Annotated in this window: 17 protein-coding genes and 1 pseudogene; 7 read left to right on the top strand and 11 right to left on the bottom strand. The window is 64.8% G+C overall.

The genetic code is table 11. From position 1 onward, the window contains the following. Positions 1-267 precede the first annotated feature (267 nt). Positions 268-906: a FecR family protein gene (locus ACVWZM_RS24835; protein ID WP_194295347.1), complete on the top strand. Its 639-nt coding sequence runs from the start codon at positions 268-270 to the stop codon at positions 904-906. A gap of 37 nt (positions 907-943) precedes the next feature. After that, positions 944-1,807, top strand: coding sequence for a tetratricopeptide repeat protein (locus tag ACVWZM_RS24840; protein WP_076827396.1), 864 nt, complete (start codon positions 944-946; stop codon positions 1,805-1,807). Between the two features lie 73 nt (positions 1,808-1,880). Here the strand turns inward: ACVWZM_RS24840 and ACVWZM_RS24845 are convergent, their stop codons facing one another. Genes ACVWZM_RS24845 through ACVWZM_RS24860 form a run of 4 tightly spaced genes read right to left on the bottom strand, consistent with a single transcriptional unit; the run spans position 1,881 to position 5,486 of the window. Continuing rightward, positions 1,881-2,747: an efflux RND transporter periplasmic adaptor subunit gene (locus ACVWZM_RS24845; RefSeq protein WP_456855179.1), complete on the bottom strand. Its 867-nt coding sequence runs from the start codon at positions 2,745-2,747 to the stop codon at positions 1,881-1,883. Further along, a complete protein-coding gene (locus ACVWZM_RS24850; RefSeq protein ID WP_076827400.1) occupies positions 2,744-2,950 on the bottom strand; it encodes a DUF1656 domain-containing protein in 207 nt (68 codons plus the stop codon). Before ACVWZM_RS24850 ends, ACVWZM_RS24845 begins: the two co-directional genes overlap by 4 nt. Next, positions 2,947-4,998 (bottom strand): FUSC family protein, encoded by a 2,052-nt coding sequence (locus ACVWZM_RS24855; protein WP_076827402.1) that lies wholly within the window; start codon positions 4,996-4,998, stop codon positions 2,947-2,949. Before ACVWZM_RS24855 ends, ACVWZM_RS24850 begins: the two co-directional genes overlap by 4 nt. A 2-nt stretch (positions 4,999-5,000) precedes the next feature. After that, positions 5,001-5,486 carry a MarR family winged helix-turn-helix transcriptional regulator gene (locus tag ACVWZM_RS24860; protein ID WP_057017738.1) on the bottom strand — a complete coding sequence of 162 codons (486 nt, stop codon included), beginning with the start codon at positions 5,484-5,486 and terminating at the stop codon, positions 5,001-5,003. A 212-nt stretch (positions 5,487-5,698) separates the two neighbouring features. Between ACVWZM_RS24860 and ACVWZM_RS24865 the strand changes: the two genes are divergently transcribed. Genes ACVWZM_RS24865 through ACVWZM_RS24880 form a run of 4 tightly spaced genes read left to right on the top strand, consistent with a single transcriptional unit; the run spans position 5,699 to position 6,612 of the window. After that, on the top strand, positions 5,699-5,893 hold the full coding sequence (locus ACVWZM_RS24865; RefSeq protein ID WP_076827404.1) for a hypothetical protein: 195 nt from the start codon (positions 5,699-5,701) through the stop codon (positions 5,891-5,893). Between the two features lie 16 nt (positions 5,894-5,909). After that, positions 5,910-6,137, top strand: a complete 228-nt coding sequence (locus ACVWZM_RS24870) for a DUF6894 family protein (protein ID WP_057017740.1) — start codon at positions 5,910-5,912, stop codon at positions 6,135-6,137. Further along, on the top strand, positions 6,134-6,370 hold the full coding sequence (locus tag ACVWZM_RS24875) for a hypothetical protein (RefSeq protein WP_253588796.1): 237 nt from the start codon (positions 6,134-6,136) through the stop codon (positions 6,368-6,370). The genes ACVWZM_RS24870 and ACVWZM_RS24875 overlap by 4 nt, the downstream gene beginning before the upstream one ends. Positions 6,371-6,399: 29 nt before the next feature. After that, complete coding sequence (locus ACVWZM_RS24880; RefSeq protein WP_028333636.1) at positions 6,400-6,612, top strand: hypothetical protein; 213 nt, start codon at positions 6,400-6,402, stop codon at positions 6,610-6,612. Between the two features lie 58 nt (positions 6,613-6,670). On the opposite strand, the gene ACVWZM_RS24885 is transcribed toward ACVWZM_RS24880, so the two are convergent. After that, positions 6,671-7,228 carry an HNH endonuclease gene (locus ACVWZM_RS24885; protein ID WP_016845270.1) on the bottom strand — a complete coding sequence of 186 codons (558 nt, stop codon included), beginning with the start codon at positions 7,226-7,228 and terminating at the stop codon, positions 6,671-6,673. Between the two features lie 191 nt (positions 7,229-7,419). Here ACVWZM_RS24885 and ACVWZM_RS24890 point away from each other — a divergent pair, with 191 nt between their 5' ends. Continuing rightward, positions 7,420-9,174 carry a chloride channel protein gene (locus ACVWZM_RS24890; RefSeq protein WP_057017742.1) on the top strand — a complete coding sequence of 585 codons (1,755 nt, stop codon included), beginning with the start codon at positions 7,420-7,422 and terminating at the stop codon, positions 9,172-9,174. Positions 9,175-9,351: 177 nt separating this feature from the next. Here ACVWZM_RS24890 and ACVWZM_RS24895 read toward each other — a convergent pair whose 3' ends face one another. The 6 genes and pseudogenes from ACVWZM_RS24895 to ACVWZM_RS24920 all read right to left on the bottom strand — a co-directional run bounded on the left by ACVWZM_RS24895 (position 9,352) and on the right by ACVWZM_RS24920 (position 17,265). After that, positions 9,352-10,341, bottom strand: coding sequence for a peptidyl-alpha-hydroxyglycine alpha-amidating lyase family protein (locus ACVWZM_RS24895; RefSeq protein WP_456855180.1), 990 nt, complete (start codon positions 10,339-10,341; stop codon positions 9,352-9,354). A gap of 109 nt (positions 10,342-10,450) precedes the next feature. Continuing rightward, positions 10,451-12,238, bottom strand: a complete 1,788-nt coding sequence (locus ACVWZM_RS24900) for a flavin-containing monooxygenase (protein ID WP_057017744.1) — start codon at positions 12,236-12,238, stop codon at positions 10,451-10,453. A 111-nt stretch (positions 12,239-12,349) separates the two neighbouring features. Further along, positions 12,350-13,436: pseudogene (locus ACVWZM_RS24905) on the bottom strand (DUF2855 family protein). Between the two features lie 104 nt (positions 13,437-13,540). Beyond that, positions 13,541-15,058 (bottom strand): acyl-CoA synthetase, encoded by a 1,518-nt coding sequence (locus ACVWZM_RS24910; RefSeq protein ID WP_057017745.1) that lies wholly within the window; start codon positions 15,056-15,058, stop codon positions 13,541-13,543. 15 nt (positions 15,059-15,073) lie between these two features. Then, complete coding sequence (locus ACVWZM_RS24915; protein ID WP_057017746.1) at positions 15,074-16,264, bottom strand: ABC transporter substrate-binding protein; 1,191 nt, start codon at positions 16,262-16,264, stop codon at positions 15,074-15,076. Positions 16,265-16,293: 29 nt separating this feature from the next. Beyond that, on the bottom strand, positions 16,294-17,265 hold the full coding sequence (locus ACVWZM_RS24920) for an NAD(P)H-dependent flavin oxidoreductase (RefSeq protein ID WP_057017778.1): 972 nt from the start codon (positions 17,263-17,265) through the stop codon (positions 16,294-16,296). Between the last annotated feature and the right edge of the window lie 24 nt (positions 17,266-17,289).

The following is a 17,289-nucleotide window of genomic DNA, read 5'->3' on the forward strand; positions in this document are numbered from 1 at the left end:
TCGGCAGTAAAAATGGAATTCCAATACTGCGGGGAAGCCTTACGAAAAGGACAGAACAGCTGTCCTTTATCGCGCGTGCAGCCCCGCAAAATTAATAGTATGATTACCATGCAAATTGTCCACTTATTAATTTTTAGTCGAACTGCGTCAGGCATTTAGGCCTGTCTGCGACAACTCGTTTGGCACTCAAGGTCCTGCGGTCTCGGCCCGGTGGTCCCGGTCACCCATCGAGCCCCGGCACGACAAGACCTTTTCGAGGAGGGGATCGTGCGCATCCATTTGATTGTTCAATTGCTTGCAAGCTTCGTCCTGGCGCTCGCAACGCTCACGCCCGGCCAGGTGCAGGCGCAAACCGAACCGGACAATATCCAATTGAAATTCATCGGAAGGGTCGTAGCCGCCACCGGTTCGGTCACGATCGAGCATCCGAATGCAGTCGTCGTTCAGGCAGGGCTGCCCGGCAAACTGCCTCAGGCGCAGGTCGGCGACCCCGTGTATCTGGGCGACGTGGTGCAAACTGGAGCCGACGGACGCGTCGGGATCAATTTCTCCGACGGCACTTCGTTCAATCTGTCGAGCAACGCCAAGATGGCGATGACCGAGTTCGTGTACGACCCGAACGGCAAGTCGAACTCGACCTTGCTCAAACTGACCAATGGGACGTTCACCTTCGTTGCCGGCAACATTGCGAAGACCGGAGACATGAAGATCGACACCCCTGTCGCAACGATGGGCATTCGAGGCACCACGCCACGCATCGAGATATCGGACGATGGAACGGTGAGGTTCGCCACGCTCGTTGAAGAGGGCAAGAGCAAGGTCAGGAAGGTCGGGACTCGAACGCCGCAGCAACCTGAGCAAAACACCCTTCACAAGTTCAATCCCAACATCTGTCGAGGGTGCTAGGCCAGGCGCAGCCAGTTTCGTGCAAGCAAGGCCCGATATGAAACTTCGTGCAAGCGCCGGCGCAATTGTCAGCCTGATATCGCTTCTCGTTGCGACGCTCCCCGTGTTGCCGGCGGTCGCGCAGAACGCGAAGAAGGACAGCTATCTCCGCACTATCGGATTGTGCAGCGGCCTCGATCGCACACCGGCCGACGCGCGCATTGCTGCCTGCACGGCGCTGATCGATGCGGGGCAGGACATGACCCAGGCTGGCCTCGCGATCGCCTATAACAACCGTGGTAACGCCTACGCCGCCAAGGGAGACTATGACGGCGCCATCCGGGATTTCGATCGATCGATCGAACTCAATCCGACCTACACCAAGCCGTTCAACAACCGCGGCGTGGCCTATCTCAGGAAGCGCGAATATGATCGCGCGACCGACGCCTTCGATCAGGCGATCAAGCTCAACCCGAACTACGGCGAGGCCTTCGCCAACCGCGCCGGCGCCTATTTGAAGAAGAACGATTATGCACGCGCGGCGCAGGACTACGATGAGGCAATTCGCCTCGAGCCGAAGCTCGACGGGGTGTGGAACGGACGCTGCTGGAGCCGGGCCATCCTCGGCGAATTGCAGGCGGCGCTGGAAGATTGCAACAAGGCCCTTCAATTGGCGTCAACCAACGCCGCGACGTATGACTCGCGTGCCCTTATCTATCTGAAGACCGGCGAGCTGGGCGCGGCGATCGCCGACTACAGCTCCGCACTTCGCATCGATCCCAAGCTCGCAAGCGCTCTTTATGGCCGCGGCCTGGCGAAGTTGAAGCAGGGTGACAAGGCCGGCGGCAATACCGACATGGCGGCGGCCAAGGCGATCCAGGGCAGCATCGGCGACGATTTCACACGCTACGGCGTGCGATAGGCCGAGTGGTCGACGAGCCGCAGTAAGGTGCACCGGCTCGATGCTGTCGCCGCGGATGCGCCCGGCCAGCCGGCTAGTCCATGATCTCGACCGTCGCCGAACGGCCGGCGACCAGCGCGATGCGATCCGGCAGGTGGTCCAGCGCGATGCGCACGGGGATGCGCTGTGCGAGCCGAACCCAGCTGAAGGTCGGGTTGACGTTTGCGAGCAGGCTCGCGCCTGCCGCGCGGTCGCGATCCTCGATGCCGGCTGCAATGCTCTCGACATGTCCGGTGAGCCGCACCGGCTCGCCCATCAGCCGGATCTGCGCCTTGTCGCCGACGCGAATGCGCGCGAGCTTGGTCTCCTCGAAATAGCCTTCCACATGCAGCGTGTCGGTGTCGACCAGCGCCATCACGCCCTTGCCTGCGGTGACGTAAGCGCCCGGCCGCAGGTCCATATTGGTGATGGTGCCGTTCACCGAAGCGTGCACCTCGCTGCGATCCAGATTGAGCTGCGCGACGGCGCGGTCGGCGACCGCCTGGTCATAGGCCGCCTTGGCCTGCAGCTGCGTCGCCAGAACCTGCTCCTGCTTCTGCTGCGACACCGCATCGGTGGTCAGCGAGCTGTAGCGTTTGAGGTCGGCGTCGGCCTGATCCAGCGTCGCGCGATGGCCGGCGACCGCTGCATCGGCCTGCTTCAGTGCCAGGGCATAGCGTGCGCGATCGATCCGGAACAGGATGTCGCCACGATGCACCGGCTGATTGTCCCTGACCAGCACGTCGGTGACGAAGCCGGAGACGTCGGGAGCCACCTGGATCACGTCGGCGCGGACCCTGCCGTCGCGAGTCCATGGCGATTCCATATAGTAGACCCAGAGCGCGCGAGCGACAGCGAGTGCGGCGACGACGGCGACCGCGGTCAGCGCAACCCGGCCGAGCCAGGCGAAATTCGCTTTCATGGCAGAAACTCCGAAAGATAAACCACGACGCCGAGCAGGCATACGTACAGGGCGAAATTGAACAACGCGCGATGCCAGACCAGCCGGTAGAACCCGAAGCGCTGCAAGATCCGGCTCGCCACTGCGCTCAGCGCATAGGCAACGATGAGCCACAGCAGCAGCGCCGGAACGAGCACGCCGTAAATGTCGAGCTCATATCTCATGCGGCAAAGCTCTCCTCGGGCTGCGATCGATACGCGGGTGCATCCGGAAACAGGCCGCGGCGGATGCCGACGAGGCCGAGCAACGCATCGTCCCGCGCGCGCTCATTGGGGTCCTTGACGACCGCGGTCAGCGCCGCATCGATGCATGACAACAGTTCGGCCGGCATTGCCTGGTCCGCACGGGCGCGAAACGCCGCCGCGAGGTCGTCCAGCATGTCGTCGATGGCACGCACGGTCACTGCGGCGAGGCCGTAGCGGGCCCGCCGGAGGTCGATGATGTTGAGCCCGATGCGGAGCTGGACCAGGCTGTCGGCATCACGGCGGTCGCTCTCGGAGATGAAGGCGATGCGCTGGACCAATAGTCCGAGCCGATGCAGCATCAGGCCGGCAAACTGCGCGCGATCGCCGTGGCCGCGCCGCTCGGCCGCGACCGCGAGCGCCTGCCAACTCGACGTCATCAGCCGCTTGGCGATCCATTCGGCGCCGACGCCGCGTGCGATCCGCGTTACGATCTCCGCGATCACAACACCGAGGAAGAAGGCGACCGACGTGTTGGCGAAACTGGCGAAATCCGCGCTGTAGGTCGATTGCAGCGCGAGCAGCGTCGCGGTGTTGGCGGCGAGCGCCATGCCGATCGGCGCGGTCTTGGGTCGTGCGATCAAAAAGCCGTACAGGAGGAAGGTCGGCGCCAGTGCCGCGATCAGGACCTCGACATGGGAGATGCCGGGCACCAGCGCGAACTGATAGATTGCGACGATGACGATCGCGACCAGTGAAAACAGGCCGAAGGCCCGGATGCTGCGCGCAGGCTCGTCCTGTGCGGCGAAGAAGGAGCAGGCGACCGCCGCCATCATCGGCGCCGAGGCGCCATCGGCCCAGCCGGTCGCAATCCACAGGCCGCAGCAGATCAGGATGGCGACCGCCGCGCCCGCGGCCGACCACAGCGCCATGCCGTGGTCGCGATGACGGACCGGTGCGGCCCCCGACTCCGGGTGGAACGCCAGCTGGACGCTGGAGATATCCCGGCCCGCGGTGATCGCATCGCCCAGCGCGCGGCAGTCGGCCGAAATGTCGGCAAGCTCGCGCAGCCGGAGCAGCAGGCTGATCGTGATGATGCGTTCCCGCGGCGCGATGCCGTCGAGCGCAGATTGCCGCTCGGCGATTGCGGTGCGGATCTGCTCGCCGGATTGCCGCTGGCGGTCCTCGTCCACGATCCATGCGGCGAGATCGCCGATCAGGCGTTGCAGCTCCGGTTGCCGTTGCAGCGCCGCTTCGCCAAGTGCGGTAAGCCGGTCTTCGATCGACGTGATGATCGGCAACAGCATCAGCATGCGCAGCCGGACCTCGCCGAGGCCACGCACGGTGCCGGCGTCGGCCAGCCGGTCATAGGCGACATGGGTCGCCAGCGTATCGATCTCGACAATGTCGGTCGCAAGACGGAGGCGTTGGGCCCGGCGCGTCTCGCCGGTCCCGCGGTCAAGCAGCACGTCGCGGGACAGACGGCGCGCATCCGACAGCCAACTCCTGATGCGGCCGCCGACCGCCGGCGCGACGCTGCGGGGAAACACCACCGTCGACACCAGGCTCGCACAGATGATGCCGAGCGAGATCTCCTCGACTCGTGCCAGCGCTACATCGAAGATGCTGCCCGGTTCGGCCACCGACGGAAAGCCGATCAGCGCGACGGTATATCCGCCCAGCATGAAGACATAGCTGCGCGGCGTGCCGTCGAGCAGCGATAAATAGAGACAGAGCCCGACCCAGAGCGCGATCGCGAGGCACAGTAGCTCCGGTGCATTGACCAGGTTCGGCACCAGGGCGACCGTGACGCTCGCGCCGACCAGCGTACCGATCACGCGGAAGAACGCCTTCGAGCTGGTCGCGCCGGCCAGCGGCTGCGAGGTGATGTAGACCGTCGCCATCGCCCAATAGGGACGCGGCAGATCGATCGCCAGGGCGATGACAAGCGCCAGCATCGACGCCGCGAACGTCTTCAACGCGAAGATGAGATCCGCGTGGCGGACCAGGAACGGCTCTTCCGCGCGCATGACTATTTCGCCTCTGGAGCAGTCCTGGCTGGCGCAGTCCTGGCGTCCTGCAGGCGGCTCGCCCGCTGCTCGATGAGCTGCAGCGTCTCGAAGGTTACCGCAAGTTCCGCGCTGCCGATATCCTTCAGCAGGCTGGCCCGTACGCGACGCAGCACCCGATTGATCTCCTCTACCTTGGCTCCGCCGGCCGCGGTGAGATGCAGCGTCTTGGCGCGCCGGTCGGTCGGGTCCTCGCGACGCTCGACCAGGCCTTCAGACTGCAGCAGATCGATCAGCCGCACCAGTGAAGGCCCCTCGATTCCCAGTTCATCCGCGAGCACGCCTTGCCGGACGTTTTCCCCCTGGCGGGACAACACCAGTAGCGGAATCGCCGTCGCGTAGGACAGTCCGTGGTCGGACAAGGCCTGATCCGACTCGCGGCGCCAGATCCGGGCCAGTCTGGTCACCAGGCGGCCGATCTCGGCGTGGATATGGGACTGTGAAGGCATGTAAACTAGATAGGATGCGAACTATTAGGATGCAACGATATAGTACGAACATCGCGGATGATCACGCGAATGCGATCCTGCGTGAGGGAGTGTCAGTACTGCTGCGGGATCGACCTCGATGCGCTGGTTATGCTCGGTTGCGGGCGGACCTTGAGCGCGGCGGGTTAGGAACACATCGGGATACAGATGCTTCTGTTCTTGAGGAGATTGTCATGAACAGAAAGCCGGTAACGCAGGATTCCGGACGCTCGAGCGACTGGGGTTCGCACGCGCAAACCGACAAGCCGTGGAAGGGAAACCCGGAGAAGGAGCAGCGCTCCGGAGATGCGAGGCGCTCGGGAGACGCGAAGGCCTCCGGAGACGAGAAGCCGGACCTGGAAAAGTGGCATGAATCGAACACGCATTGATGCGCGGAGATAGCCGATGTCCGCCTTTCATTTCGCGATCGTGAATGATGAGCGTGTGATCGATGCAACCGGTCAGCCGGTTGCCGACCGCGATGAAGCCATTGCGGTGGCCAAGCGGCTCGCCATCGACCTTGCGGAGACCCGACAGGAATATCTGGGCCGCGGCTACTACATCTCGGTGATCGGCAGCGACGCCCGCGAAATTCACCGCGAAAGCATCGACAGTGCCGCGAAGAGCGGATGAACGATGCCGCCCCGGCGGGCGGCAAGAGAGCAAGGCTTCGAGAACAAGGCTTTGAGAACAAGGCCTGGAGAGACCAAATGGATATGGGCCTTGAGATCATCTACGGCATCGGAGCGCTCGTGCTGCTGACCGCTTTGATCTTCGGCGTGCTTCAACACCATTTTCGCAGCAGGCGCACGGTGCAGGCCGGCGAGGAGGTCGTCCGCGAGCGATACAAGCGGAATGAGACCTGACGCAGCGCCGCTGGCGCAAGGAGGAGACGATGGGATTGGCTCAATATGCGGTGATTGCAGCCGGCGAGGAATGGGGCGTCCTGCACGACGGCAATCTCAACGGCGGATACGCCACCAAGGAAGCTGCATTCGAATCCGCGGCGGCCGCCGCGGCTCTGGCGATCAGGATGGGGCACGAGGTCCACGTCAGCGTTCCCGGGCGCGAGGAGGGTGAAGCGGCCCTCACCAAGCGACCCGCCTGATCCAAATCACAGCAGTACGGCTTGCATTCGATGTGACGACGATGCGCGCCAGCGCGCTCTACGGATCGAGCTCAGTATCCCAGTAGAGATAATCGAGCCAGCTCTCGTGCAGATAGTTCGGCGGAAACAGCCGGCCGTTGCGATGCAGCTGATGCACGGTCGGGGCGTAGGGCGTCTGCTTCGGAAACATCTTGGCCTGCTGCGGCGTCAGATTGCCTTTGCGCAAATTGCAGGGCGAGCAGGCGGCGACGACGTTCTCCCAGGTGGTCTGGCCACCCTTGCTGCGCGGAATGATGTGATCGAAGGTGAGATCGTCGCCCGACAGGCAATACTGGCAGCTGAATCGGTCGCGCAGGAAAACGTTGAACCGGGTGAAGGCGGGGTGGGTGGTCGGCTTGACGAAGGACTTGAGGGATACGACGCTCGGCAGCTGGATTTCGAAGGAAGGACTTCGTACCGCCCGGTCGTAATATTCGACGATGTTGACACGATCGAGGAACACCGCCTTGATCGCGTCCTGCCAGGACCAGAGCGACAGCGGGTAATAACTCAGCGGCCGGAAGTCCGCATTCAAGACCAGCACCGGCCAACCGCCTTGCGAGACATGTGCGTTCAAATAACGCTCCTGACTCCCACTAGCTGCGAAGCAGCATGCACTCACATACTACAGGCAGCGTGACGGGATTGTGAAGAGCAATGAGCGGCTTATCCGCCGCGCCCTGCCATGTTCCTGCCCCGATTGCCTCCCGCCCGCGAGGCCCGTAAAGGGAGCCGCAAGGCCCTGTCGGCCAGTGACGGACCCTGCCGATGACCACGACCTCAAGCTATCTCGAGGCGCCGCGCCGGTTGCGCGCGTTCGTGCGCGCGCACGAGACGAGCCTTGTGGTGCTGGCGGTGCTGATCGGCGCCATTGGCGGCCTCGTGGTGGCGGTCATGAGCGGCCTCGTCACGGTGCTGCATTCGGTGCTGTTCAATCTGCCGCTCGGCGACCGGTTGTCGAGCCAGCCCAGCATCGATCCCGTGCGCGCGCTCGTGGTTCCCACGATCGGCGGCCTGCTGCTGGGATTTGCATTCCTTCTGTTGCTCCGGGTGCGGCCGGCCCGCGAAATCGACCCGATCGAGGCCAACGCGCTTTATGGCGGGCGGATGTCGTTCCGCGGCAGCGTGATCGTGGCGCTGCAGACGATCTGGTCAAGCGGCGTCGGCGGCTCGGTCGGGCTCGAGGCCGGCTACACCCAGCTCTCCAGCGGCCTCGCCGCCTCGCTCGGGCGCGGCTTTCACCTCCGCCGCAACGACCAGCGAATCATGGTGGGCTGCGGTGCGGCGGCGGCGATCGCCGGCGCCTTCAGCGCGCCGCTTGCGGGTGCGTTCTACGCTTTCGAGCTTGTGATCGGCGGCTATACGCCGGCCAGCCTGACCCCGGTCGGCGTGGCGGCGGTGACCGGCTACTTCGTTGCCCATGCCTTCGAACCGCTGCCGCTCGGCGTCGGCGTCGGAACCGTCGGCGATGTGCTCGGACGGGATCTTGCGATTGCAGCGCTGCTCGGCATGGTCGCGGCCCTGACCGGCATTGCGATCATGCGCGGGGTGACGCTGTGCGAGGCGCTGCTGACCAAGAGCCGGCTGTGGCCGCCGCTGCGGCCGGCGCTCGGCGGGCTTGCGGTCGGCGCGATGGCGCTATTGACGCCGCAGGTGATGTCGTCGGGCCATGGCGCGCTGCGCTTCGCCGGCATCGTGGCGATGCCGCTTGCCTTCATCGCCGGCGTGTTCGCGCTGAAGGCGGTGGCCTCGATCATCTCGCTCGGCTCGGGCTTTCGTGGCGGATTGTTCTTCGCCACGCTGTTCATGGGCGCGCTCGGCGGCCGGCTGTTCGCCGCCGGCGTCGACATCGTGTGGCCGGGGCTGAACCTCGACCCCAACGCCTATGCGGTGATCGGCATGAGCGCGCTGTCGGCCTCGGTGATCGGCGGCCCGCTCACGATGTCGTTCATCGCGCTGGAATCCACCGGCAACCTCTGGCTCACCACCGCGGTGCTGGTCGCGGTCATCATCTCGACCACGATCACGCGCGAGCTGTTCGGCTATTCGTTCGCGACCTGGCGTTTGCATCTGCGCGGCGAGACCATCCGCAGCGCCGCCGATATCGGCTGGATCCGCGATCTCACGGTCGGCAAGATGATGCGGCAGGACATGACGACGGTGAACGCCGCGATGCCGATCGAGGCGTTCCGCGAGGAATTCCCCCCGGGCTCGAAGACCCAGGTCGTCGCGGTCGACGGCGAGGGGCATTACGCCGGGCTTGCGCTGGTCGCCGAAGCGCACGCGCCGGATCTCGAGGCCGACAAGGGGCTTGCCGCGATTCTGCGCTACGCCGATGTGGTGCTGCATCCCGGCATGAACGTGCAGGAGGCGATCGCGGTGTTCGACGCGGCCGAAGCGGAATCGCTCGCCGTGGTCGAAGGTGACCGCCGGCCGATCGGCCTGCTCACCGAAGCGCACGCCATGCGGCGCTACGCGGAAGAATCCGAGCAGCGCCGCCGCGAGGTGATCGGCGAGATTTGACGGCGGCGTGATCGCTCTTTGCTCAACCCGTCATCCTGAGGTGCGAGCCTTGCGGCGCAATTGCACCGCTGGGCGAGCCTCGAAGGATGCACGGCCACCGACTGGGCCGTCGACCCTTCGAGGGCCGCTGAAGAAGCGGCCACCTCAGGGTGACGGGAATAGAGGGGGCGCTGCCTTTCAATTTAACCTGGCTACGGTCACGCGCTCCAGCTTCTGCAAACATCGTGTCACGCGCACCGCGGCCGGCATCTCGGTGTCCGGAAAGCTGGTCTTCCAGTCGGTGACGCCGACTTCGCCGACATAGATGTCGCCGCGGGAATCCAGCGCGATGCCGTGCGGCGCCAGGAATTTGCCGGTCTCGACGCCGGGGCCTTGCTCGCCGCCGAGGCGCGCGATGCGCTTGCCGGTGTGATCCACGATCGACAGTCTCGGGCCGAGATTGGGCACCTTGCGATTCACCGCCATGCCAGGGCCGAGCTCGCCGATCACGAAGTTCGGCTGCTTGCCACCGCCGCAGCAGCACAGCGCGCAAGGCCGGTGCAGGTTGTTCCACTGCGTCTCGTATCTGCCGTTGCCGTCGAACACCTGGACGCGGTGGTTCTCGCGGTCGGCGACATAGACCCAGCCATCGGCGTCGGTCGCGATGTTGTGCACGATGTTGAACTGGCCGGGGTCGGTGCCGGGCTCGCCCCAGGTTTTGATCAGCTTGCCATCCGGCGCGTATTTGTGGACGCAGGCATTGCCGTAGCCATCGGAGACATAGATCTCGCCCTTCGGCGACAGCGCGGTATGGGTGCAGCGGTGGAACGGCTCGCCGCTCATGAACGGCGCCGGCTTGTTCGGGATGCCGATCGTCAGCAGCACCTTGCCGTCGGTCGAGCATTTGCGCACGGTGTGGTCGCCGTCATCGGTGCAATAGAGATTGTCGTCGGCGTCGATATGCAGGCCGTGGGCACGCGAGAACACGCCTTCGCCCCAGCTCTTGACGAAATTCCCTGCGCGGTCGAGCACCACCATCGGATGGTCGCCGCGGTTGAAGACATAGACACGGTCCTTGCTGTCGACTGCGACGGACGCGACATCGGTCAGGCTCCAGCCGTCGGGCAGTTTTGCGAAGTTCTCCACCACGCGATAGCGGTGTTCGCCGGTGCCGAGGATGATTGGCATGTTGTCTCTCCTCTGAGCCGTCATTCCGGGGCGATGCGCAGCATCGAACCCGGAAGCTCGAGATTCCGGGTCTGGTCCTTCGGACCAGCCCGGAATGACGATGGTGGGGTTAGGAAAAATCCGCCCGTGGCCCGACGTCGCGCGGCAACAGGTCTTCCTCGATCGCCTTGATCTGCAATGCGAGATAGCGCGAGTTGATGCGGCATTGCGCGAGGCTGCCGGCGATGAACCACAGGCCGGGCTGCGGCGTGCGGGTGTACATGTTGCGCAGCTCCTGGCCGTCGCCAAAGCCCCAGATCGGGCCGACGCGCGCGGCCATCGCCTCGCCGAACAGCTTCTTCACCAGCTCTTCCTGCGGCCGGTAGCCGGTCGCGAGCACGATCAGGTCGGCGGCAATGATCTCGCCGTCTTTCAGCCGCGCGCCCTCGCTGACGAAGGTGTCGATGTCGGTGAATTGCTGCAGGGCGACCGCGCCGCTCGCGACGAGATCGGAGCAGCCGACGTTGAAGTAATAGCCGCCGCCGCGGGTCAGGTACTTGAACTGCCAGCCGGTGCCGCCATCGCCGAAATCAAGCTTGAAGCCCTTGCGCGTGAGGCCGTCGAGCAGCGGCTTGTCGAGCTCTTTCGACTGCTCGGTCATCAGCACATGGCTGCGCTTGGCGAGCACAAGCGGCATCGAGGTCGCGATCAGATCGTTATCCTCGAGCGTACCTTCATTGTAGGCGGCATAGGCCAGCTGCGCCGACGGCTCGATATTGGTGATCAGCGTCGAGGAGCGCTGTACCAGCGTGACCTCGGCGCCCGAGGAATGCAGGTCCTGCGCGATGTCGTGGCCGCTGTTGCCGGTGCCGATCACGAGCGCGCGCTTGCCGGTCCAGTTCTCGCCGTCCTCGTAGCGGCTGGAATGCATCACCTTGCCGCCAAAATCTTTCAAACCGGGGATGTCGGGCAGATTGGGAATGCCGCTGACGCCGGTCGCCATCACGACATGGCGCGGCTGCATTGTCCGTGTCGTGCCGTCGGCGCGGCGCAGCTCGACGGTCCAACGCCCATCCGCATCGTCATAGCTGCCGCCGACAAATTCGGTGCCGGTCCAGAAGTTCAGCTCCATGGCTTCGACATAGGATTCGAACCAGTTGGCGAGCTTGTCCTTCGGGATGTAGGTCGGCCAGTTCGGCGGGAATGGCATGTAGGGCAAATGATTGACCTGTACCTGGTTGTGCAGGGTCAGCGCGTGATAGCGCTTGCGCCAATTGTCGCCGACGCGCGCCTCGCGGTCGACGATCAGCGCGTCGATCTTGAGCTGCTGCAGCCGCGCGGCGATCGCAAGCCCGGCCTGTCCGCCGCCGACCACCAGCACATCAGGGTTGCGGTCGGCATATTCGGCGGATGCCTTGCGCAGGTCGAGCCAGTTGGGGCCGCGGAAGTCGCGCGAATAGGACTGCCCGCGCGGCCTGGTGTGGCCCTGCTGCTCCTCAAAACCCTTCAGCTCCTCGAGCGCCGTCAGCAAGGTCCAGGCCTTCAGGCGATCGTCGTCGGCGGCATCGGGGATCAGCCGCACGATGCCATGGCCGCGGCCGACCGCCGTCTCGAATTTGAAGATCGCCTCGATCGCATGGGTGCCGGCGCGCGTCACCCGTCGGGGCGGGGCGCGATCGGCATCGATGCGGAAGTCATGCGGCGCGCTGTGACGCGCATGCGCCGGCAGCTCCTCGATGATTGCGAAGGCCCGGTTGACGGTCTGGATGTTCCAGCTCAGCGCCAGCACGTCGCGCCAGTAGCTGTCGGGATGGAACAGTGGCTTCAGCAGCACATCGTCCGGGCTCGCCAGCGCATCTTCGAACTGCACAAGCCAATTGTCGGCGGCGACCGAAATATCGTCCGTCTTGTCGAGCATTGAGCGTTTCTCGCCATCGGCCGCCTTGCTGATATTTTCTTGGCGGCGTTCCCTTTCCGCGAAGCCTATACCCATCCGAAGGCGTGCAGAAAGGGCGCGACGGGATAGCGCCTATTCGGCCAGCGACAGGATCAGGCCTTGATCCGGTGGAACGCGGCCTTGCAGGGTATCGAGATAGGCCTCGCGCACCGCGGCCGGGCCGCGCCGCTCGACCACGTCAAGCCAATTCGGCAGATGCGGCACGAGCTCCGCCCATGCGGCGCCAAAACGCTGGTCGATGCCGCCGGGACCCCATTCCTTGGCGCGCTTGCGGATCTGGTCCGGGGCGAAGAACCAGACCGGCTTGGCGCCTGGCAGCGTCGGCTCCTCCGCCTCGCTCGCACGGTGCGTCAGCCCGACCCGGCCGGAATAGACCATCTGCGCGCCGAAGTGCCGGTGCAGACTTTCGCGCAGCGCACTGTTGCCGGCCATGTCGACATAGGCTGTCGGCTCGGCCGCCGGGATCGCGGCGACCTGGTCATAGGTGACGACCTCGTCATAACAACCGAGCGAGCTGACGAAATCGACATTGCCCTTGGAGGTCAGCCCGATCACGGGGATACCCCGCTTGTGCACGAGATGGGCGAGGCCGAACGCGGTCTTGCTCGAGGCCGACGACAGGATGACGCGGCGTGCGCCGTAGAACGCATTCTCGGCGAGGGCGTCGTCCGACCAGGAACGACAGCATGAACAAGGGCAGCAGCAGTGCGCGGAAATCGCCCTGCTGACCGGCATAGGTCGGATCGCCGGAGACGCGGGCATAGGCGTTGTAGACCGGCGAGACCTCCTGCCGGTGTGCCGCGCCATCGCGCAGGCCGCGCTTGTTGACGTCGGCCGCCTCGATCACCAGATGGGCCGCCATCGGGAGATAGCCGAACAGCGTTTCGCCGACGGCGATCATCGGATGTTTCGAGATCAGCACCTCGCCAAAGCCCCACACCGGGATGATGCCGTAGCCCTCGGGCGCCGGGAACAGATGCCAGTATTTCAGCTGCTCGCCGATCACGGCGTAGGTGATGTTGTTGGCGGTGAAGGCGAAGCGGGTCACCTTCACCAGCAGCGCATCGGCCGGCAGCGCCGCGGCATCGGGCAACTGCGTCTCGATCACCTTGCACTGTTGCAGGTCGTTGCGGATGACGATGAAGTCGGTCGAGTTCATGGCGGTGATCCCAGCTTACGATGCGCCGGCATCGTTGCGTCGATTGCCGGCCTTTTGCAACAGCAACTAAGTTTCAAACGCCGTTCGCTTCGCCGTCACATCGTTCAGCGAAGCTGTCCTTCGCGGTAGAGGTCGCGCAGCTTGCGCTTGAAGATCTTGCCGGTGGCTTCCCGCGGCAGCGCGTCCATGAAGCGGATATCCTTGGGCACCTTAAAGTTGGCGAGCTTGCCGCGGAGAAAATCCTGGATCGCGCTGATCGACAGGGTCGCGCCGGCTTCCGGCTCGACGCAGGCGAACAGCCGCTCGCCGTATTCGTCGTCGGGAACGCCGAACACCGCGCAGTCGCGGACGCCTGCCATGCCGATAAGGGCATTCTCGATCTCGGCGGGATAGATGTTGACGCCGCCCGAGATCACCATGTCGCGCTTGCGGTCGCACAGGAACAGATAGCCGTCCGCGTCGAGATAGCCGACATCGCCGACGCTGATCAGGCCGTCGTGATCGGCCTCGGCGCGCGCCTTGGCATTGCCGTGATAGTCGAAGTCCGAGATCAACGTCTGACGCATGAAGATCTCGCCGGGCTCGCCGAGGTCGCATTGCGTCCCGTCGGGCCGGAAGATCTTGACGATGCCGCCCTCGATCGCGCGGCCGACGGTGCCGGGCTTGGCCAGCGCTTCGGCTGACGAATGCCAGACCGGGATGCCGGTCTCGGTCGAGCCGAGATATTCGTTGATGACCGGTCCCCACCACTCGATCATCGCGCGCTTGACGTCGACAGGGCAGGGCGCCGCGCCATGGACGATGAAGCGCAGCGACGACAGGTCGTAGCGGCGCCGTGTCTCCTCGGGCAGGCGCAGCAGCCGCACGAACATGGTCGGCACCATATGCATGTGGGTGACATGGTGGCGCTCGATCAGTTGCAGCAGATCCTCCGGATCGAAGCGCGGCTCGAGCACGATCACGCAGCCGTTGCGGAATGCGAGCATCCCGTAGGAGTGCGGCGCCGAATGATACATCGGGCCGTTCATCAGGATCACCTGATCCTCGTTCGGCTTGACGCCGTAGGTGATGGCGCCGACCCGCGCGGCTGCCGCCTGCTGCTCGGGCCGCATCGGCTTGCGCTTGACGCCCTTCGGCAGTCCAGTGGTGCCCGACGTGTAGAACATCGGCGCCGCGCCGATCGGTGCGTCGGTCAGTGGTTGGTGCGTCTCCCGCCAGACGTCCCAGTCGGTCATGCCGTCGGGCACGCGGGTGAGCGCCGGCGCCACGCCATAGGCCGCGGCAATCTCCGGCGGCGTCGTCACCACGAGCAGCTTGATTGCCGGCGGTAGCCCGTCGCGGATCTGCGGCAGCAGATCGGCGTGGCAGACCAGCGTGTCGGCGCCGCTGTCGGACAGGATGTAGGCGACCTCGTCGGCCTTCAGATGCCAGTTGATCGGCACCACCGGGCTGCCGAGCGCGGCCGAAGCCGCGACCACCTCGAACAGCGCGAAATCGTTGCGCAGCATCATGCCGACCGGCTTGCCGCCCTGCACGCCGAGCGCCCGGAAGCCGCTGGCCGCCCGCGCGATGCGGGCGTGAATGTCGCCGTAGCTGATCTGTCTTTCGCCGCTGATGATCATGTCGCGCCTCGTCTTCTAGCGATCGTCCAGGATCTCGCCGAAGCTGATCCAGCTCTTGCCGTTGAACCGGCGCAGCCGCAACTGCTGGAACGGCAGGTAGTCGTCCGGCCCGGTCGATACCGTCATGCCCGGCAACAATAGCGGCAGCGGAACGTCGCGCAATGACGCCGCCTGGCGCATGATGTTTTCGCGGCTGAAATCGTTCTTGCAGGCCTTCAGCACGGCCATCAGCAGTGTCGCATAATGATAGCCCGCCGAGTAGTTCGAGTTGCTGAGGTCCGCATTGGGCAGGTACTGCTTCATGAAGGCAAGATAGTCCTTCACGGCGGGATCGTCGGCCCATTGCGCATCCATCGTGTCCTTCTGGTTGCTGGACGAGATCAGGCCGACCGCGTTCTCGAGCCCGGCGGGCTCCAGGAACGAGATCGACGACGCGGAGGTCGGCACGAAGAACAGGTCCGGCTTCCAGCCGATCTCGGCCACGCCCTTGATCATCTGCGGCGTGAACTTGCCGAGCACGACACCGAACAGCACATCGGCACCGGACGCCTTCAGGGTCGCGAGCTGCGAGCTGATGGTGGGCGCTGAGGTCTCGTAGCTCGCTTCCGCGACGATCATGCTCGCGGCCTTGCCGCCGAGCGCACGCTTGAAGCCGGCGACATAGTCGCGGCCGAAATCGTCGTTCTGCGCAAGGATCGCGATCTTTGCGTCGGGCTTGGCCTGCAGCACATATTTGGCATAGACCACGCCCTCAGATTCGTAGGACGCCATGCCTGGCATGGTCCACGGATAGGTCTTCGGGTCGGCCCATTTGGTCGCGCCGCTCAGCACGAACAATTGCGGGATCTTCTTGCTGTTGAGATAGCGGTGCACGGCGTTGTTGGTGGCGGTTCCGAGCGAGCCGAACATCATCAGCACCTCCTCCTGCTCCACCAGCTTGCGGGTCTGCTCGACGGTCTTCGGCGGCGAATAGGCGTCGTCCAACGTGATCAATTTCACCTGCCGGCCGTTGATGCCGCCCTCCGCGTTGACCTTCGCGAAAAACGCTTCCTGGGCGCGGCCGATGGTGCCGAAGCCGGAGACCGGTCCGCTATAGGGCAGCGTCTGGCCGATTCGGATCGCTTCGTTGCCGTTGTCGGCGGCGGCCGTGCCGGCGATCGCGCAGACCGCAAGCGCGGCTGCCAGCGCGTGTTGCGCTCGTTTCATGGTTCACTCCCGGACTTTGTGAAACAGCGTCAGGCGCTGGCGCGCAGAAACTCGCTGCGCGCCGCGGCGAACTCGGACTTGAGCCGCGCCACCAGTTCGGCGACCGGCGGGGCATCGGAGATCTGGCCGATGCCCTGGCCCGAGCCCCAGATGTCGCGCCAGGCCTTGGCCTTCATGTTGCCGCCGGAGCCGAAGTTCATGCTGGATTTGTCGGCGACCGGCAGATTGCCCGGATCGAGCCCTGCCGCCGCGATCGACGGTCCGAGATAGTTGCCGTGCACGCCGGTGAACAGGTTCGAATAGACGATGTCGTGCGCTGCGTATTCAGTCAGCGCCTGCTTGTACCTGATATCGGCGTTGGCTTCCTCGGTCGCGATGAAGCGGGTGCCGATATAGGCGAGGTCGGCGCCGAGCGCGAGCGCGGATGCGATGCTCCAGCCGTCGGAGATCGCGCCTGACAGCAGGATCGTGCCGTTGAACCATTGCTTGACCTCGCGCACCAGCGCGAACGGCGACAGCGTGCCGGCATGGCCGCCGGCGCCGGCGCAGACCAGGATCAGGCCGTCGACGCCCTGCTCGGCGGCCTTGCGCGCGTGCTTCACGTTGATGACGTCGTGGAACACTACGCCGCCATAGGAGTGCGCGGCCTCGACGATCTCGGACGGCGGGCGCAGCGAGGTGATGATCACGGGTACCTTGTGCTTCACGCAGGTTTCCATGTCGCGCATCAGCCGGTCGTTGGAGGCGTGGCAGATCTGGTTGACGGCGTAGGGTGCGACCTTCTTTTCCGGATGCAGCGCCTGGTACTCGCCGAGCTCGTTCTCGATCTGGGTCAGCCATTCGTCGAGCTTTTCGGCCGGGCGGGCGTTCAGCGCCGGGAACGAGCCGACGATGCCGGCCTTGCACTGCGCGATCACGAGCTCGGGCCCCGAGACGATGAACAGCGGGGAGCCGACGACCGGCAGTTCAAGCCTGTTGGCGAGCGAAACGGGCAGCGTCATTTTCGGATCCTCCATGCGCGTCGC

This window comes from Bradyrhizobium sp. USDA 4501 (genome assembly GCF_054062115.1).

What these genes read in the sequence shown, in the direction of transcription:
- ACVWZM_RS24870 (WP_057017740.1), top strand. Translation starts at nt 5,910, where the DNA reads ATGTCCGCCTTTCATTTCGCGATCGTGAATGATGAGCGTGTGATCGAT.
- ACVWZM_RS24910 (WP_057017745.1), bottom strand. Translation starts at nt 15,058, where the DNA reads ATGATCATCAGCGGCGAAAGACAGATCAGCTACGGCGACATTCACGCC.
- ACVWZM_RS24890 (WP_057017742.1), top strand. Translation starts at nt 7,420, where the DNA reads ATGACCACGACCTCAAGCTATCTCGAGGCGCCGCGCCGGTTGCGCGCG.
- ACVWZM_RS24920 (WP_057017778.1), bottom strand. Translation starts at nt 17,265, where the DNA reads ATGACGCTGCCCGTTTCGCTCGCCAACAGGCTTGAACTGCCGGTCGTC.
- ACVWZM_RS24875 (WP_253588796.1), top strand. Translation starts at nt 6,134, where the DNA reads ATGAACGATGCCGCCCCGGCGGGCGGCAAGAGAGCAAGGCTTCGAGAA.
- ACVWZM_RS24900 (WP_057017744.1), bottom strand. Translation starts at nt 12,238, where the DNA reads ATGCTCGACAAGACGGACGATATTTCGGTCGCCGCCGACAATTGGCTT.
- ACVWZM_RS24865 (WP_076827404.1), top strand. Translation starts at nt 5,699, where the DNA reads ATGAACAGAAAGCCGGTAACGCAGGATTCCGGACGCTCGAGCGACTGG.
- ACVWZM_RS24840 (WP_076827396.1), top strand. Translation starts at nt 944, where the DNA reads ATGAAACTTCGTGCAAGCGCCGGCGCAATTGTCAGCCTGATATCGCTT.
- ACVWZM_RS24845 (WP_456855179.1), bottom strand. Translation starts at nt 2,747, where the DNA reads ATGAAAGCGAATTTCGCCTGGCTCGGCCGGGTTGCGCTGACCGCGGTC.
- ACVWZM_RS24880 (WP_028333636.1), top strand. Translation starts at nt 6,400, where the DNA reads ATGGGATTGGCTCAATATGCGGTGATTGCAGCCGGCGAGGAATGGGGC.
- ACVWZM_RS24855 (WP_076827402.1), bottom strand. Translation starts at nt 4,998, where the DNA reads ATGCGCGCGGAAGAGCCGTTCCTGGTCCGCCACGCGGATCTCATCTTC.
- ACVWZM_RS24850 (WP_076827400.1), bottom strand. Translation starts at nt 2,950, where the DNA reads ATGAGATATGAGCTCGACATTTACGGCGTGCTCGTTCCGGCGCTGCTG.
- ACVWZM_RS24915 (WP_057017746.1), bottom strand. Translation starts at nt 16,264, where the DNA reads ATGAAACGAGCGCAACACGCGCTGGCAGCCGCGCTTGCGGTCTGCGCG.
- ACVWZM_RS24895 (WP_456855180.1), bottom strand. Translation starts at nt 10,341, where the DNA reads ATGCCAATCATCCTCGGCACCGGCGAACACCGCTATCGCGTGGTGGAG.
- ACVWZM_RS24860 (WP_057017738.1), bottom strand. Translation starts at nt 5,486, where the DNA reads ATGCCTTCACAGTCCCATATCCACGCCGAGATCGGCCGCCTGGTGACC.